Source organism: Geothrix sp. 21YS21S-4, assembly GCF_030845995.1.
Classification (GTDB): Bacteria; Acidobacteriota; Holophagae; order Holophagales; family Holophagaceae; genus Geothrix.
This window is the reverse complement of sequence record NZ_CP132719.1, coordinates 104,994-118,527: the sequence shown is the minus strand read 5'-3', so window position 1 is coordinate 118,527 and position 13,534 is coordinate 104,994. Positions and strand designations below refer to the sequence as shown.

The window sequence follows — 13,534 nt, the reverse complement described above, 5'->3', positions numbered from 1 at the left end:
GATGCCCTTCCTGATCGCCCTCATCCTCATCTTCCTGGTGCAGTGGCTGCATCTGCGGCTGCTGCGCCTGGAGCTGCCCGCCCTGCGCCGCTGGCTGCCCTGGGCGCTGGCGATCCTGCACGTGCCCCTGATCATCTACGCAGGATTGCGGGTGCTGGGGCTGGCCAGCCACGGGTCGCCCACGTTCCTCCGCACCCTGGCGCGGGGGGCCATCTATTTCCAGGCCTTCACGGTGATGCACCTGATCGCGGGCATGGTGGCCGATGGGCTGGCGCGGCTCCGGAGCCGGCGGAGGGAAGCCCGGGAAGCGGGCGGGGACCAGGTGGAGGATCCGGGCCGCCGGACCTTTCTCCGCACGGCGGCCCTCGCCAGCGGCGGCGCGGCCGTGGGTCTCGGCGCGGGCGGCACCCGCGAAGCCTATGGCGATCCCGAAATCACCCGCCTCACGCTCGCCTTCCAGGACTTCCCCGCGGGACTGGAAGGCCTGCGCATCGCCCAACTCAGCGATCTGCACGCCGGTCCCCTGGTGGGGCCCGCCATCCTCCGGCGGTGGCGCGACTTCACCGAGCGGGAGCGGCCGGACCTCCTCCTGTTCACCGGCGACCTGGTGGACAGCCGACCGGAGGAACTGGCGCCCCTGCTGGACGCCTTCGACGGGTTCGCCGCGCCGCTGGGGACCTTCGCCGTCCTGGGCAACCACGACTACTTCGACGATCCCCGCCCCATCTGGCGGGACCTGGAAATGGCGGGAATCCGGTGCCTGGAGAACGCCTCCACCCTGATCCGGCGCGACGGCGGAACCCTCGCCCTGCTGGGGCTGCAGGATCCCATGGCCCGAAACGGGCGGTTCCGGCGGCTGGCCTTCGGCCCCGGTCCCCGGCCCCTGGAGGCCTCCCGGGACCTGCCCGCCGACGCCTTCCGCGTCTGCATGAACCACCGCCCCAGCGAATGGGAGCGCGCCCTGGAGGCGGGCGCCCGCCTCACCCTGTCGGGCCACACCCACGGCGGCCAGATCAACCCCATCCCCGGCTTCAACAGCGCCAACCTGATCGGCCCCCGCACGGGCGGCCTCTACCGCGAGGGGAACGACTTCCTGTACGTGAGCCGCGGCCTGGGCGTGGTGGGCCTCCCCATCCGCATCGGCGCCCCGCCGGAGATCGTCATCCTCACCCTGCGGCGCGGCTAGGGGTCGAACCGCTCCCGGAGCCCCGCGGGCAACACCGGACACGTTCCGACCGGCCGCGGAAAGAGGCGCGCGCGATGCCGGGCCACCCAGTCGTAGAGGCGATCGAGCAGGGGGCGGGACCCCACTCCTCCGAACAGGGCGACCAGCGCCCAGACGCCGCCGAGTTGCCGGATGACGTGAAGAACGGCGGCGGAGCGGAGGAGGAGCCTTCCGTCGGGCGTAAGAACCGCCAGGCTGTCCGGGAGCGGGCCATGGACCAACCGCTCGAAGGTGATTCCTCCCAAGGGGGCGAATCGGACGCGGCCTTTCCTGTCGCGCCGGGCCACGAAGGCCACGGCGGCGTGGCACAGGCCGCAGCCGCCGTCGTAGAACAGGCGCGTCAGCCCTTCACCAGCACCCACAGCCCCACCGCGATGAAGGCGCAGCCCGCAGCCCACTTGATGGCGCTCTCCGGGATGTAGCGGAACAGGACGCCGCCCACGGCCACGCCGATGGCCGTGGCGCAAACCAGGGCCGCGCTGGCCGCGAGGAAGACGGTCCAGATCTGGCCGCTGCGCACGGTGGCCGTCATGGCCGCGAGCTGGGTCTTGTCGCCCACCTCCGCGAGGAAGACCGTGGCGAAGGTGGTCCAGAAGAGCGATCGGTTCATGACGTTCCCTTGAAAGGCCGCGGCCTTCATCAGAGTAATGGGCGGCCATCTGCGGCACACTGATCGGATGGCGCTCGACCACTTCGACCTTCCCACGACCTACGTGGACACGCCCGAAAGCCTGCAGGAGGCGCTCCCCCTGTGGCACGCCGCGGGCCTGCTGGCGGTGGACATCGAATGCAGCCTCACGGGCGTCCACCACTGCGTGCTCGCCCTCATGCAGGTGGCCACGCACGACCGCGCGTGGCTGGTGGATCCCATTCCGCTGCAGGGGCTGATGCGGTCCGCCCTGGAGGCCATGGCGCAGGTGCCGTGGATCGTCCACGACTTCTCCGGGGACGGCGTGGTGTTCAAGCGGCTGTACGACGTGGTGCCCACCAGCATCTTCGACACGATGCTGCTGTCCCGGGCCCTGGGCTATCCCCAGCCCGGCCTCAAGACCATGGCGCGGCTCAAGCTGGGGATCGACATCCCCAAGGAGGAGCAGGATTCCAACTGGATGCTGCGCCCCCTGCGCGACACCCAGATCAGCTACGCCAGCCGCGACGCGGCCCTGCTCCTGCCCCTCCTGCGCACCCTGGCGGAGGAGGCCGACGAGAAGCGCGACCATCCCGAGATCGGTCCGCGCCTGGCGGCCCTCCCCAAGGAAATCCGCCACCTCCTCAAGCGGGTCCGGGCCTACGGACCGCCCCGCCACGATCCCGTGGTCGAGAAAGTGAAGCACCTGGGCGATCTGGCCGTGGAACGCGCCCGGAAGCTCACCGCCCTCCGCTGGATCTGGGGTAACGAAGGCGACGTGGGCGCGGTCATGGAGCTGGGCAACCGCTGGCTCATGGCCCGTTTGGCCCATCCTCCCCTCACCAAGGAGGCCCTGGAGCGGACCATCCCCAATCCCCGCTTCCGCCGCAAGCGGCTGGACGACCTGTGGGCGGTCTTCAGCGAAGGCGCGCATGAAACTCAGGAAACCGAAGATTCGTCCGATGGGCTGATCTGGAACAACCCTGGACGGCCATGACGACATCCGACGACGGCATCCTCCTAAGCTTCCCCAAGGGCCTCCTGGGCTTTCCCCAGTTGACCTCCTTCCGGCTCTTCGAACCGCGGGACGGGTATCCCCTGAAGTTCCTCCAGGCCGTCGAGGCCCCCGAGGTCTCCTTCACCTGCCTCGATCCGGCGGGCCTGAAGGAGGACTACACCGTCCCCCTCGGCGACGAGGAAGCCGAGGCCCTGGGCCTCGAAGCCGAAGCGGACGCCCTGATCCTCACCTTGGTGGTGATCCCGGAGGATCCGCGGAAGATGACCACCAACCTCGCGGGTCCCCTGGTGATCAACGTGAAGACCCGGATGGGCTACCAGATCGCCCTCAACGCCGAGAACTATCCCCTGCGTTTCCCGATCCTCTCGCAGGACTGATACCCTTCGGGCATGCTCGTCATCACGCGGAAGCCCGACCAGTCCATCGTCATCGGGGATGAGGTCGAGGTCATCGTCCTCGGCATCACCAAGGACGGTGTCCGCCTGGGGATCAAGGCCCCGCGGAGCGTACAAGTCCACCGGATGGAAGTCTTCGAGGCGATCGCCAGCGAGAACAAGGCGGCCACAGCGGCCCAGGTCCCTGTGCAGGACGCCGCCGCCCTCCTCCGGGCCGCTCAAGTCCGCAAGCCCCGACCCCGATGAAGCGGGTCTGAGGGTCCCGTGGAACTTACCGCCGCCAGCGTCGCCGCCCAAAAGCAGGTCCAACTCCAGGACCAGGTGGCCGTGGGCGTGCTGAAGAAGACCATCGACATCCAGGCCCAGCAGGGCGCCGACCTGGCCAAGATGGTGGCCGAGGCCGGCGGCGTCGGGCAGCGCGTGGATCTGTTCGCCTGAAGGCGACGGCCTATTTCAGGTAGGGAGCCAGGAACTTCCCCGTCACGCTGACCTTCCGCTTGGCGATGTCCTCGGGCGTGCCCACGGCGATGAGGCGGCCGCCTTCGCCGCCGCCCTCGGGGCCCAGGTCCAGGATCCAGTCGGCGGTCTTGATGACGTCGAGGTTGTGCTCGATGACGATGATGGTGTTGCCCGTCTCCACCAGCCGCGTGATGACCTCCAGCAGCTTCTGGATGTCCTTGAGGTGGAGGCCCGTGGTGGGCTCGTCGAGGATGTAGACCGTCCGGCCCGTGGCCCGCTTGCTCAGCTCCTTCGCCAGCTTCACGCGCTGGGCCTCGCCGCCGGACAGCGTGGTGGCGCTCTGGCCCAGGCGGATGTAGCCGAGGCCCACGTCCACGAGCGTCTGCAGCTTGTTCGCCAGGACGGGGATCGGCGCGAACAGCTCCAGCGCCTCCTCCACCGTCATGTTCAGGACGTCGGAGATGCTCTTGCCCTTGTAGTGGATCTCCATGGTCTCGCGGTTGTAGCGCTTCCCCTTGCACTGCTCGCAGGTGACGTAGACGTCGGGGAGGAAGTGCATCTCGATCTTGAGGACGCCGTCGCCCTCGCACTTCTCGCAGCGCCCGCCCTTCACGTTGAAGCTGTAGCGCCCGGGCGCGTAGCCGCGGGCCTTGCTCTCGGGCAACTGGGCGAACAGCTCCCGGAGGGGCGTGAACAGGCCGGTGTAGGTGGCGGGATTGCTCCGCGGAGTCCGCCCGATGGGGGCCTGATCGATGTCGATGACCTTGTCCACGGCCTCCAGGCCCTTGATGGCCTTGTGCTTCCCGACGATGTGGACGCCCTGGTGGAGCTGGTTGGCGAGCGCCTTGTAGAGGATCTCGTTCACCAGGGTGCTCTTGCCCGACCCGCTGACTCCGGTCACGCAGGTCACCAGGCCGATGGGGAAGTCGGCATCCACCTTCTTGAGGTTGTTCTCCTCGGCGCCCGTCACGGAGAGGTAGCCGCGCTTGGCTTTCCGGCGGACCCGGGGCACGGGGATGCTGTCGCGGCCGGACAGGAAATCGCCGGTGACGGAGCCCGGCGTGCGCCGGATCTCCTCGGGCGTGCCCTGGGCCACCACCTGGCCGCCGTGCTCGCCGGCGCCGGGACCCATGTCCACCACATGATCCGCGGCGAGGATGGTCTCCAGGTCGTGCTCCACCACCAGCACCGTGTTGCCCAGGTCGCGCATCTCCTGGAGGGTGCGGATGAGCTGCAGGTTGTCGCGCTGGTGGAGGCCGATGCTGGGCTCGTCCAGGACGTACAGCACGCCCTGGAGCTTGCTGCCGATCTGTGTGGCCAGGCGGATGCGCTGGCCCTCGCCGCCGGAGAGCGTCGCCGCGCTGCGATCCAGGGTCAGATAGCCCAGGCCCACGTCGTCCAGAAAGCCCAAGCGCTCGCGGATCTCCTTCAGCACCTTTTCGGCGATGACGGCCTCCTTGCCTTCGAGCGCCAGGTCCGCGAACCACTTGCGGGCGTCGCGCACGCTCTGGGCCACCACCTGGGCCACATTCAGCCCGCCCACGAAGACCGCCAGGACCTCCGGCTTGAGCCGCTGTCCCCCGCAGGCCTCGCAGGGGATGACGCGCATGGATTCCTCCAGCTCCGCCTGGATCTCCTCGCTGGAGGTCTCCCGGTAGCGCCGCTCCAGGTTGCCGATCACGCCCTCGAAGTGATGGACGAAATCGTAGCGGCTGCGCTTGCTCTCGTAGGTGAAGCGCATCTCCTTCTCGGTGCCGTGCAGCACCAGGCGGCGCACCTCCGCGGGCAGCTTCTTCCACGGCGTATCGAGGCTGAACTTCAGCTTGCGGGCCAGCTGCTCCATGAGCTGAGAGCGCCAGCCGTCCTCGCCGACGCTCTTCCAGCCGCTGGCCTGGAGGGCGCCTTCGTTGATGGAGAGCGCGGGGTTGGGGATGATCAGCTCTTCCGCGAACTGGCGCTTGAAGCCCAGCCCATCGCAGGTGGAGCACGCGCCGAAGGGGCTGTTGAAGGAGAAGGAGCGGGGCTCCAATTCGGGCAGGCCCTGGCCGAACTTGGCGCAAGAGGGGTTGTTGCAGGCCAGCTTGCTGGAGAACAGCCGCTCGGTCCCGTCCAGGTCCACCACCGCGGAGCCCTCCGCCAGGCCGCAGGCGATCTCGAGGCTGTCCGCCAGCCGGGACTGGATCGCGGCGCTCACCTTCAGGCGGTCGATGACCACGTCGATGCTGTGCTTCTTCTGCTTGTCCAGGTCCGGCACGCCCTCGGTCAGGTCCAGCATCTTGCCGTTCACCCGGGCGCGGATGTAGCCCCGCTTCATCAGGTCCTGGAGCAGCTTCTTGTACTCGCCCTTCCGCCCCCGGACCACCGGCGCCAGGATCTGGAGCTTCGCACCCTCGGGGCTCGCCAGGATCTGGTCCGCCATCTCCTGGATGGTCTGGCTGGCGATGGGCTGGCCGCAGGCCACGCACGTTGGTTTGCCCGTGCGGGCGAACAGCAGGCGCAGGTAGTCGTAGATCTCCGTCACGGTCGCCACCGTGGAGCGGGGGTTCTTGCTGGTGGTCTTCTGCTCGATGGAGATCGCCGGCGACAGCCCCTCGATGCTGTCCACGTCGGGCTTTTCCATCTGATCCAGGAACTGGCGCGCGTAGGCCGACAGGCTCTCCACGTAGCGCCGCTGGCCCTCCGCGTAGAGCGTATCGAAGGCCAAGCTGGATTTTCCCGAGCCCGACAGCCCCGTGATCACCACCAGCTGGTTGCGCGGCAGGGAGAGGTCGAGGTTCTTGAGGTTGTGCTCGCGGGCACCTTTGATGTGGATGTTTTCCATAGGCCTTCCAGGTTACGTCAATTTTTCGCCTTTGCGAACTGCGCCTAGAATCATGGGATGCATCCAGCCGAGCTGGCGATCCTCCTTCATCGCGCCCTTGAAGCGCGATTGGCGAAGCTGCAGGGGCTGCTGGCCGACGACGACTGGGCCACGGAGACGGAAGCGCTCCATCAGGTGCGCGTCGCCGCCCGCCGCCTGGGGGCGGTGCTCGACCTGGTGGACCCCGAAGCCTATCCCGGCCTCAAGGGCCGGCGCCGGGCCCTCAAGAACCTGGTGGATCTGCTGGGGCTGCCGCGGGAACTGGACGTCCACGCAGCCACGCTGGAAGCCAGGCTGGCCGAAGCGAAGACGCCCACCCAGGCCGCCGTTCTGGAGCACCTGCTGGAAGGCCTGGAACGGGCTCGGGCCAAGGCCCGCCGCGCCATGCGCCGGGGGCTGGAGGACCTGCGCCTTCCCGACCTCCGCCGCCTCCTGGATGTGCCTTCCCTTCCGCATCCCTTCCAGCACGCCTCGCTCCAGGAGAGCGCCTGGGCCTGCCTCGCGACCCGCGCCGAGGCCGCCCTGGGCGACCTGGCCTCCCTCTCCATCCAGGAGGACGCGTCGGCCCTCCACAAGGCCCGCGTCCGGATCAAGAAGCTGCGCTACGCCGTGGAGGCCCTGGAAGCCGCCTTCGCCGACGTGCCGGAGGGGCTCCTCAAGGATCTGCGCGCCCTCCAGACCGCCCTCGGCGACCATCACGACCTGGCGGTTCTGGAGGCCCATCTGTGGGAGGTGGAGGAAGGCCTCCGGGCGCGGGGCCGGAAGATCCTCCACGCCGGGGTCCTGGACCTCCTGGGCGAAGTGGCCGAATCCCGGCGCGCCCTCTTCGGCCGGGCCGCGGATCTGCTGTACGTCCAGACGCCGGCCGCCTTCGCCCGGACGATCCGGCCCGCCCTGGGGCTTCCCCTTGAGGAGGCGCCCCGGCCATGAAGTTCCCGCACATGCGGATCCGCCCCTTGGCGTGGCTGCCCAGCCTCCACGCGAAGCTGTTCCTCCTCCTCGGGCTGGTGACCAGCCTGCTCACGGTGGCGGTGGCCTACTCCATCACCCGCAACAGCCGGCGGGAACTGGAGAGCTACTCCCGCAAGCTGACCATCGAAGCCGCGGGCACCGTGGAAACCGACATCCTGGAGCGCGACCCCACCTTCAAGGACGGCGACAAGCTGGACCAGTTGCTGGAGAGCATCGCGGGGCCGGACCGCAGCATCTTCCAGATCGACGTGTTCAAGCGGGTGGGCCGCGGGACGGAGGTGGAACTGGTCCGTTCCTCCGGCGAGGAGAACACCATCGAGTGGGGCACAGAGATCGGCTCCTACCTGACCCTGACCCAGCCCCAAGCCGAACTGGTGGACCTGAACACGGGAGGGCGGGCCTGGAAGGTGTACCTCCCCATCCGAGGCCGCCGGCCGGGCCAGCCCCCCATCGGCCTGATCCGCGCCTACTGCGACCTGGAGCGGTGGGAGGTGGTGTGGGACAACAACGTCAAGCGCACCCTCCGCACGCTTCCCGGCGTTCTCCTCGGAGAATTCATCTTGCTGTGGCTGATCCTGCGCGTGCTGATCAGCGATCCCATTGAGGGCATCGTCCTCGCCATGCAGCGGCTGGAGCGGGGCGAATCCGACGCCCGTGTCCCCGTGCTGCGCAGCGACGAGCTGGGCCTGATCGGCGCGCGGTTCAACGACATGGCCATCCAACTCCAGCGGGCGGGGGAGGAGCGGGAGGGCCTGATCCGCGAGATCCGGGGACTCAACGCCAACCTCCAGAGCCGGATCGATTCCGCGCTGTCGGAACTCCAGACCAAGAACACCGAGCTGGCCGCCATGGCGGAGCGGAACGCGATTCTTCGGGAGGAGCTGGGCGCCCAAGAGCGATTGGCCGTGGCGGGCCAACTGACGGCGACCTTCGCCCACGAGGTGGGCACGCCCCTGAACCTGGTGACGGGCCACCTCCAGCTCCTGGACGGGCAGAAGGATCTGCCGGACAAGCACCGGGAACGGCTGGGGGTGATCCAGGGCCAGATCCGGCGCGTGGGCGACATCGTCCGCCGGATGCTGGACCTCACCCGCCGCCCCCAGCTCCATCGCGAGCCCCAGCCCTTCAGCGCCCTCCTTGCCGACCTCCAGTTGCTGTGGGCGCCCACCCTCGCCGCCCACGGCGTGGCCGTGGACGCGGGCGCCCCTCCCGAATGCTGCCTCGACGTGGACCGCAAGCAGATGGAGCAGCTGTTCCTGAACCTCATGAACAACGCCGTGGACGCCATGCCCGAGGGCGGCACGGTGCGCATCGCCGTCCAACCCGCCGAGGGCAGCACGCCGGATGGCCCCTGGTGGGAGATCCGCTTCCAGGATTCCGGCCAGGGCATCCCCGCCGAATTGCTCAGCCAGGTGTTCCGCCCCATGTTCACCACCAAGCCGGAAGGCAAGGGCACGGGCCTGGGTCTCAGCATCTGCCGCGAGATCGTGCGCGGCCACGGCGGCGAGATCCGCATCGACAGCGCCGAGGGGAACGGCACCTGCGTCAAGTTCACGCTTCCCGGCGCCGATCCCGCGGCCTGCTGAGCGGATCAGATCTCCACGACCTCCACGTCCGCCAGCGGCTCCTCCAGGAAGCGACTCCCCACTTCCTTCAGGCGACTGCTGGCATCGGTGAGCAGGATCCGCAACTCTCCGCGGGCGCCGGCGATGCGGTAGCCGAGGTTGCCTTGGAGCAGCCGATCCACGGCCTTCGCGGTGACGCGGCCGCTGTCGATCCAGCGGGTGCCGGGGCGGCTGCGCTCGAGGCTGGCCAGCAGCGTGGGATAGTGCGTGCAGCCCAGGACCACCGTCTTCACTTCGAAGGGCAGTTCGTTCAGGTAGCGGCGGCAGATGCTGTCGGTGACGGGATCGTCGAACCAGCCCTCCTCCGCCAGCGGAACCAGCAGCGGGCAGGCCACGCTGTGGATGACCTTGCCCGGGTCGCGGCGGCGGATGGCCTCTTCGTAGGCCGCGCTCCCCACGGTGGCCAGGGTGCCCATGATCCCCACCGGACCGGGCGCTTCCGCGGCGGACTCCGCGCCGGGCTCGATCACGCCGATCACGGGGCAGGGACTCACGGCCTGAAGGGCCGGCAGGCCGTGGGCGCTGGCGGTGTTGCAGGCGATGACCAGCAGCTTGGGATCGTGGCGCTGGAGCAGTTCCCCCATCTGGAGGGTGTACCGCTCGATGGTGCGGTGGCTCTTGGTGCCGTAGGGCAGCCGCGCCGTATCGCCGAGGTAGACCAGATCCTCCTGGGGCAGGAGTTGTCGCAGCGCATGGATGACGGTCAGCCCGCCGATGCCGGAGTCGAAAACCCCGATGGGCCGGTCCGCGCGGGTCATGGCTCCCGCACCGCCAGAATCGCGATCCACTCGCCCTCCCGCACGACCTTTTCGGGACGGAAGCCGTGGGTCACGAGGCTGAGAAGGGCCTCGTCGGTGCGTTCGGCGAGGATGCCGCTGGCCACGAGCCAACCGCCGGGGGCGGCGATCTCCGCCATGCGGGGCAGCAGCTCCTGGATGGTCTCCAGCAGGATGTTGGCGAGCAGGCCCGCGTAGGGAGCGCGCACGTCGGGATGCTCCAGCGTGCCCACGAAGCTGGCGTAGGGCCGGGCCCCGTCCAGCAGATGGGCGTTCAGCTCGATCAGCTCGTCCATGGCGGGGCCGCAGTCGGGATCGATGTCGAAGGCCGTGATGTCGCGCCCGCCGAGTAGGAAGGCCGCCAGCGACAGAAGGCCCGTCCCGGCGCCGATGTCGAGGATGGGCCCCTGGAGCCGATCCGCCGCCGCCAGCTCTTCCAGGAGGCCCATGCACAGCCGCGTGGTCTCATGCCCGCCGGTGCCGAAGGCGAGGCCCGGGTTCACCACGAGGTCCATGCGATCGGTGGCGCCGGGCGCCGGATCCCACAGCGGGCGGACGTGGAACCGCGCGCCCACGTCGAAGGCGCCGAAACCTTCGCGGCTCTTGGCCAGCCAATCCTCGTCGCCGAAGGCCTCGGCCTCCAGCAGGCGCACGCCGGGGAAGGCCGCCAGGCCCGCGATTTCGGGCGGCGCCTGGTCGGGCGGGAAATAGGCGTAGCAGGCCCGGGGCGGATCGGCTTCGCGGTAGAAGGCGGAGGATCCCACCGTCTCCAGCCAGGCGCACAGGCCCTCTTCCTGGGGGTCCGGGACCTCCAGCCGCCACCTCAGATGCGTCGCGTCCGTCATCGTCCCAGATTAGCAGGCGGCCTCAGGCCTCCGTGGCTTCGGTGCCGTCGCCTTCTTCCAGATCCAGCCGCTTCATTTTTTCCAGGAAGGTGGTGCGCTTCAGCCCCAGGAGATCCGCCGCCCGCTTCTTGTTCCCGCGGGTGATGGCGAGGCTCTGCAGCATCAGGGTCTTTTCCATGTCCGAGACCACCTGGTTCAGGTCCAGTCCCTCCGGCGGAAGGTCCACGCCGAAGGCGGCGGGCGGCGGAGGAACGAACGGCGCGACAGGAAGGGAGGCCGAACCCGCAGGAAGCGCGGGCGCCTCGCCCATCCGCTCCGCCAGGAACGCGAAGTCCTCCCGCGTCAGGACGGGCCGCTGGCCCGACAGGACAATGGCGCGCTCGATGGCGTTCTCCAATTGGCGGACGTTCCCCGGCCAGGGCAGCGCCATCAGCAGCGGATCCACGCTGGGGTGCAGCGCCTTGGGATAGAGGCCGTGCTCGCGGGCCTTGCGGTTGAGGAAGTGCTGGGCCAGGAAGGGGACTTCCTCGGTCCGCGCCCGCAGGGGCGGAAGGGCGATGGGCACCACTTCCAGGCGGTAGAAGAGATCCTCGCGGAAGGTGCCTTCCTGGACCTTCTTCCACAGGTCGGCATTGGAGGCCGCCACCACGCGCACGTCCACCTTCACCGGCGCGCCGCCGCCCAGGGGCTGGACCTCCCGTTCCTGGAGCACCCGCAGCAGCCGCACCTGGGCACCGAGGGGCATGGTCCCGACTTCGTCGAGGAAGATGGTGCCGCCGTGGGCCTCGCGGAACTTGCCCGGCGCGTCCCGGCGGGCGTCCGTGAACGCCCCCTTGTGATGGCCGAACAGCTCGGATTCGAGCAGGTTCTCGGGAATGGCGCCGCAGTGGACCGCCACGAAGGGCTCTCCGGCCTCGGCGCTCATCCGGTGGATGGCCCGGGCGATGACCTCCTTGCCCGTTCCGCTCTCGCCCAGCAGCAGGACGGTGGCGCGGGTGGCGGCGGCGTTCCGCGCGCGGTTCAGGACCTCCTGCATGGCCGCGCTGGCCCCGACCAGACCGAACGCCAGGGCCTGGGATGCGCTGAGCTGCGCCGCGGGACCCGACCGCGGCCGCAGGCCGGGCATGGGCGGCTCGGGACCCAGCACGCCCCAGCGGACGCTGCCCAGAGCACCCCAGTCGGCGAGGGCGCGGGGCGCCAAGGGCGCTGCATCCGGCTTCAGGCCCACGAGAATGGGAAGGGCGGCCACTTCGGCCACCAGTCGTCCCAGTTCCGGCGGCGGTCCGCTGCTGCGGGCGCTGATGACCCACAGATCCGCGTCCTGGGGCGCCAGGGCCGGCGAGGCGCCGCGGTCCACCGTGACCTCCCACAGCGCCGCCCACCGATGCTCCAGCCCCCCGGTATCGTCCCCGAGGGTGGACCAGTGGAGGCGCGGCAGCTGGCTCATAAACTCCTTACTGATTTCAGCCTAGAGGACCATAGGAGAGGGTCAAGTCAAAAAAATGACGGCGGAGGGGCCTTCCTTGCTTCCGGGCGTACGATGGAAGCACGTTCCCCCGGAGGTCCCATGGCACTGCTGGAATCCACCATGGTCCCGCTCGGCGCCGCCTGCCCCGACTTCACCCTGCCCGGCGTCGACGGGCGCCTGTGGTCGCTGCACGATTTCCACTGTCCCGCGCTGCTGGTGGTGGTGATGTGCAATCACTGTCCCTATGTCCACGCCGTCGACGACCGCCTGAACGACTTGGCGAAGGCCTACAAGGGCCGCTGCGGCGTGGCGGCCATCAACGCCAACGACGCCGTGACCCACCCCGACGACAGCTTCGAGGCCATGCGCCGGCGGGCGGCCGCGAAGGGCTACGTCTTCCCCTACCTGTGGGACGAGGAGCAAACAGTAGTGCAGGCCCTCGGCGCCGTGTGCACGCCCGACTTCTTCCTGTTCGACTCCCACCGCCGCCTGGCCTACCGGGGCCGCCTGGACGACAACTGGAAGGACGCCGCCCACGTCACGCGGCACGACCTGAAGGAGGCCCTCGACCGCGTCCTCGCCCACGAGGCGCCCCTCGAAACCCAGCATCCCAGCATGGGCTGCAGCATCAAGTGGAGGTCCCGATGAACCGCCCGTTCCGCTCCCTCGCCCTTTCCGCTTTCACGGCCTGCGCCCTCGTCGCCCAGGCGCCCGCCGGCCTGAAGCTCGGGGATCCCTGCCCCGCCTTCAGCCTTCCCGGCACGGACGGCAAGGCCCACGCCCCCCAGCCCGGCAAGCAACCGTTGCTGGTGGTCTTCCTCAGCACCGAATGCCCCTACGTGATGGCCACCCAGGGGCGGATCAACGCCTACGCCAAGCACTACGAGGGGAAGGTCCAGGTGATCGCCCTCAACGCCAACGACGTGGACACCCACGCCAAGGAATCCCTGGCCGACATGAAGGCCCAGGCCCAAGGACAGAGCTTCGTCTTCCCCTACCTGAAGGACGAACCGCAGACCACCGCCCGGACCTTCGGCGCCGTCTGCACGCCGGACTTCTTCCTGTTCGACGCCCAGCGCAAGCTGGCCTACCGCGGCCGCATGGACGACAACTGGAAGGACGCCTCGCAGGTGAAGGCCCGCGACCTGGAAGCCGCCACCGACGCGCTCCTCGCGGGTCGGCCCGTGGCCGCCGACCAGGTACCCAGCCGAGGGTGCAGCATCAAGTGGAAGTAGACCGGGACGAGGTCCAGTCCCAGCGGCG

15 protein-coding genes are annotated in these 13,534 nt (G+C 69.2%); 9 read left to right on the top strand and 6 right to left on the bottom strand.

The window, feature by feature from the left end; genetic code table 11:
* Position 1: 1 nt before the first annotated feature.
* Positions 2-1,186: a metallophosphoesterase gene (locus RAH39_RS00565; protein ID WP_306590859.1), complete on the top strand. Its 1,185-nt coding sequence runs from the start codon at positions 2-4 to the stop codon at positions 1,184-1,186.
* Here the strand turns inward: RAH39_RS00565 and RAH39_RS00560 are convergent.
* Together RAH39_RS00560 and RAH39_RS00555 are read right to left on the bottom strand one after the other, a co-directional pair.
* Positions 1,183-1,587, bottom strand: a complete 405-nt coding sequence (locus tag RAH39_RS00560) for a thiol-disulfide oxidoreductase DCC family protein (RefSeq protein ID WP_306590858.1) — start codon at positions 1,585-1,587, stop codon at positions 1,183-1,185. The genes RAH39_RS00565 and RAH39_RS00560 overlap by 4 nt on opposite strands.
* On the bottom strand, positions 1,566-1,835 hold the full coding sequence (locus RAH39_RS00555) for a TMEM165/GDT1 family protein (RefSeq protein ID WP_306590857.1): 270 nt from the start codon (positions 1,833-1,835) through the stop codon (positions 1,566-1,568). Before RAH39_RS00555 ends, RAH39_RS00560 begins: the two co-directional genes overlap by 22 nt.
* A gap of 37 nt (positions 1,836-1,872) precedes the next feature.
* Between RAH39_RS00555 and RAH39_RS00550 the strand changes: the two genes are divergently transcribed.
* Genes RAH39_RS00550 through RAH39_RS00535 form a run of 4 tightly spaced genes read left to right on the top strand, consistent with a single transcriptional unit; the run spans position 1,873 to position 3,704 of the window.
* Entirely contained in the window at positions 1,873-2,850 is a 978-nt protein-coding gene (locus RAH39_RS00550; protein WP_306590856.1) for a ribonuclease D, read from the top strand.
* Positions 2,847-3,248 carry a flagellar assembly protein FliW gene (fliW, locus tag RAH39_RS00545; RefSeq protein WP_306590855.1) on the top strand — a complete coding sequence of 134 codons (402 nt, stop codon included), beginning with the start codon at positions 2,847-2,849 and terminating at the stop codon, positions 3,246-3,248. Before RAH39_RS00550 ends, fliW begins: the two co-directional genes overlap by 4 nt.
* Before the next feature lie 12 nt (positions 3,249-3,260).
* Positions 3,261-3,512 (top strand): carbon storage regulator CsrA, encoded by a 252-nt coding sequence (gene csrA / locus RAH39_RS00540; RefSeq protein WP_306590854.1) that lies wholly within the window; start codon positions 3,261-3,263, stop codon positions 3,510-3,512.
* A gap of 18 nt (positions 3,513-3,530) precedes the next feature.
* Entirely contained in the window at positions 3,531-3,704 is a 174-nt protein-coding gene (locus RAH39_RS00535) for a YjfB family protein (protein ID WP_306590853.1), read from the top strand.
* A gap of 10 nt (positions 3,705-3,714) precedes the next feature.
* Here RAH39_RS00535 and uvrA read toward each other — a convergent pair whose 3' ends face one another.
* Positions 3,715-6,546, bottom strand: coding sequence for an excinuclease ABC subunit UvrA (gene uvrA / locus RAH39_RS00530; RefSeq protein WP_306590852.1), 2,832 nt, complete (start codon positions 6,544-6,546; stop codon positions 3,715-3,717).
* A gap of 57 nt (positions 6,547-6,603) precedes the next feature.
* On the opposite strand from uvrA, the gene RAH39_RS00525 reads away from it, so the two are divergent.
* Together RAH39_RS00525 and RAH39_RS00520 are read left to right on the top strand one after the other, a co-directional pair.
* The gene (locus RAH39_RS00525; RefSeq protein ID WP_306590851.1) at positions 6,604-7,515 is read left to right on the top strand and encodes a CHAD domain-containing protein; all 912 of its coding nucleotides are present in this window, start codon (positions 6,604-6,606) and stop codon (positions 7,513-7,515) included.
* Positions 7,512-9,143, top strand: a complete 1,632-nt coding sequence (locus RAH39_RS00520; RefSeq protein WP_306590850.1) for a sensor histidine kinase — start codon at positions 7,512-7,514, stop codon at positions 9,141-9,143. The genes RAH39_RS00525 and RAH39_RS00520 overlap by 4 nt, the downstream gene beginning before the upstream one ends.
* A 5-nt stretch (positions 9,144-9,148) precedes the next feature.
* Here the strand turns inward: RAH39_RS00520 and murI are convergent, their stop codons facing one another.
* Genes murI through RAH39_RS00505 form a run of 3 tightly spaced genes read right to left on the bottom strand, consistent with a single transcriptional unit; the run spans position 9,149 to position 12,250 of the window.
* A complete protein-coding gene (murI, locus tag RAH39_RS00515) occupies positions 9,149-9,940 on the bottom strand; it encodes a glutamate racemase (protein WP_306590849.1) in 792 nt (263 codons plus the stop codon).
* The gene (locus RAH39_RS00510; RefSeq protein WP_306590848.1) at positions 9,937-10,803 is read right to left on the bottom strand and encodes a 50S ribosomal protein L11 methyltransferase; all 867 of its coding nucleotides are present in this window, start codon (positions 10,801-10,803) and stop codon (positions 9,937-9,939) included. Before RAH39_RS00510 ends, murI begins: the two co-directional genes overlap by 4 nt.
* Before the next feature lie 22 nt (positions 10,804-10,825).
* On the bottom strand, positions 10,826-12,250 hold the full coding sequence (locus RAH39_RS00505; protein WP_306590847.1) for a sigma-54 interaction domain-containing protein: 1,425 nt from the start codon (positions 12,248-12,250) through the stop codon (positions 10,826-10,828).
* A 120-nt stretch (positions 12,251-12,370) separates the two neighbouring features.
* On the opposite strand from RAH39_RS00505, the gene RAH39_RS00500 reads away from it, so the two are divergent.
* Positions 12,371-12,919, top strand: coding sequence for a thioredoxin family protein (locus tag RAH39_RS00500; RefSeq protein WP_306590846.1), 549 nt, complete (start codon positions 12,371-12,373; stop codon positions 12,917-12,919).
* A complete protein-coding gene (locus RAH39_RS00495; RefSeq protein WP_306590845.1) occupies positions 12,916-13,506 on the top strand; it encodes a thioredoxin family protein in 591 nt (196 codons plus the stop codon). The genes RAH39_RS00500 and RAH39_RS00495 overlap by 4 nt, the downstream gene beginning before the upstream one ends.
* Positions 13,507-13,534: the final 28 nt, after the last annotated feature.

Bases quoted from the DNA above. Each gene is read 5' to 3' on its own strand.
- RAH39_RS00505 (WP_306590847.1), bottom strand. From the start codon at position 12,250: ATGAGCCAGCTGCCGCGCCTCCACTGGTCCACCCTCGGGGACGATACC.
- murI (WP_306590849.1), bottom strand. From the start codon at position 9,940: ATGACCCGCGCGGACCGGCCCATCGGGGTTTTCGACTCCGGCATCGGC.
- RAH39_RS00495 (WP_306590845.1), top strand. From the start codon at position 12,916: ATGAACCGCCCGTTCCGCTCCCTCGCCCTTTCCGCTTTCACGGCCTGC.
- RAH39_RS00500 (WP_306590846.1), top strand. From the start codon at position 12,371: ATGGCACTGCTGGAATCCACCATGGTCCCGCTCGGCGCCGCCTGCCCC.
- RAH39_RS00510 (WP_306590848.1), bottom strand. From the start codon at position 10,803: ATGACGGACGCGACGCATCTGAGGTGGCGGCTGGAGGTCCCGGACCCC.
- fliW (WP_306590855.1), top strand. From the start codon at position 2,847: ATGACGACATCCGACGACGGCATCCTCCTAAGCTTCCCCAAGGGCCTC.
- uvrA (WP_306590852.1), bottom strand. From the start codon at position 6,546: ATGGAAAACATCCACATCAAAGGTGCCCGCGAGCACAACCTCAAGAAC.
- RAH39_RS00520 (WP_306590850.1), top strand. From the start codon at position 7,512: ATGAAGTTCCCGCACATGCGGATCCGCCCCTTGGCGTGGCTGCCCAGC.
- RAH39_RS00525 (WP_306590851.1), top strand. From the start codon at position 6,604: ATGCATCCAGCCGAGCTGGCGATCCTCCTTCATCGCGCCCTTGAAGCG.
- csrA (WP_306590854.1), top strand. From the start codon at position 3,261: ATGCTCGTCATCACGCGGAAGCCCGACCAGTCCATCGTCATCGGGGAT.
- RAH39_RS00565 (WP_306590859.1), top strand. From the start codon at position 2: ATGCCCTTCCTGATCGCCCTCATCCTCATCTTCCTGGTGCAGTGGCTG.
- RAH39_RS00550 (WP_306590856.1), top strand. From the start codon at position 1,873: ATGGGCGGCCATCTGCGGCACACTGATCGGATGGCGCTCGACCACTTC.
- RAH39_RS00555 (WP_306590857.1), bottom strand. From the start codon at position 1,835: ATGAACCGATCGCTCTTCTGGACCACCTTCGCCACGGTCTTCCTCGCG.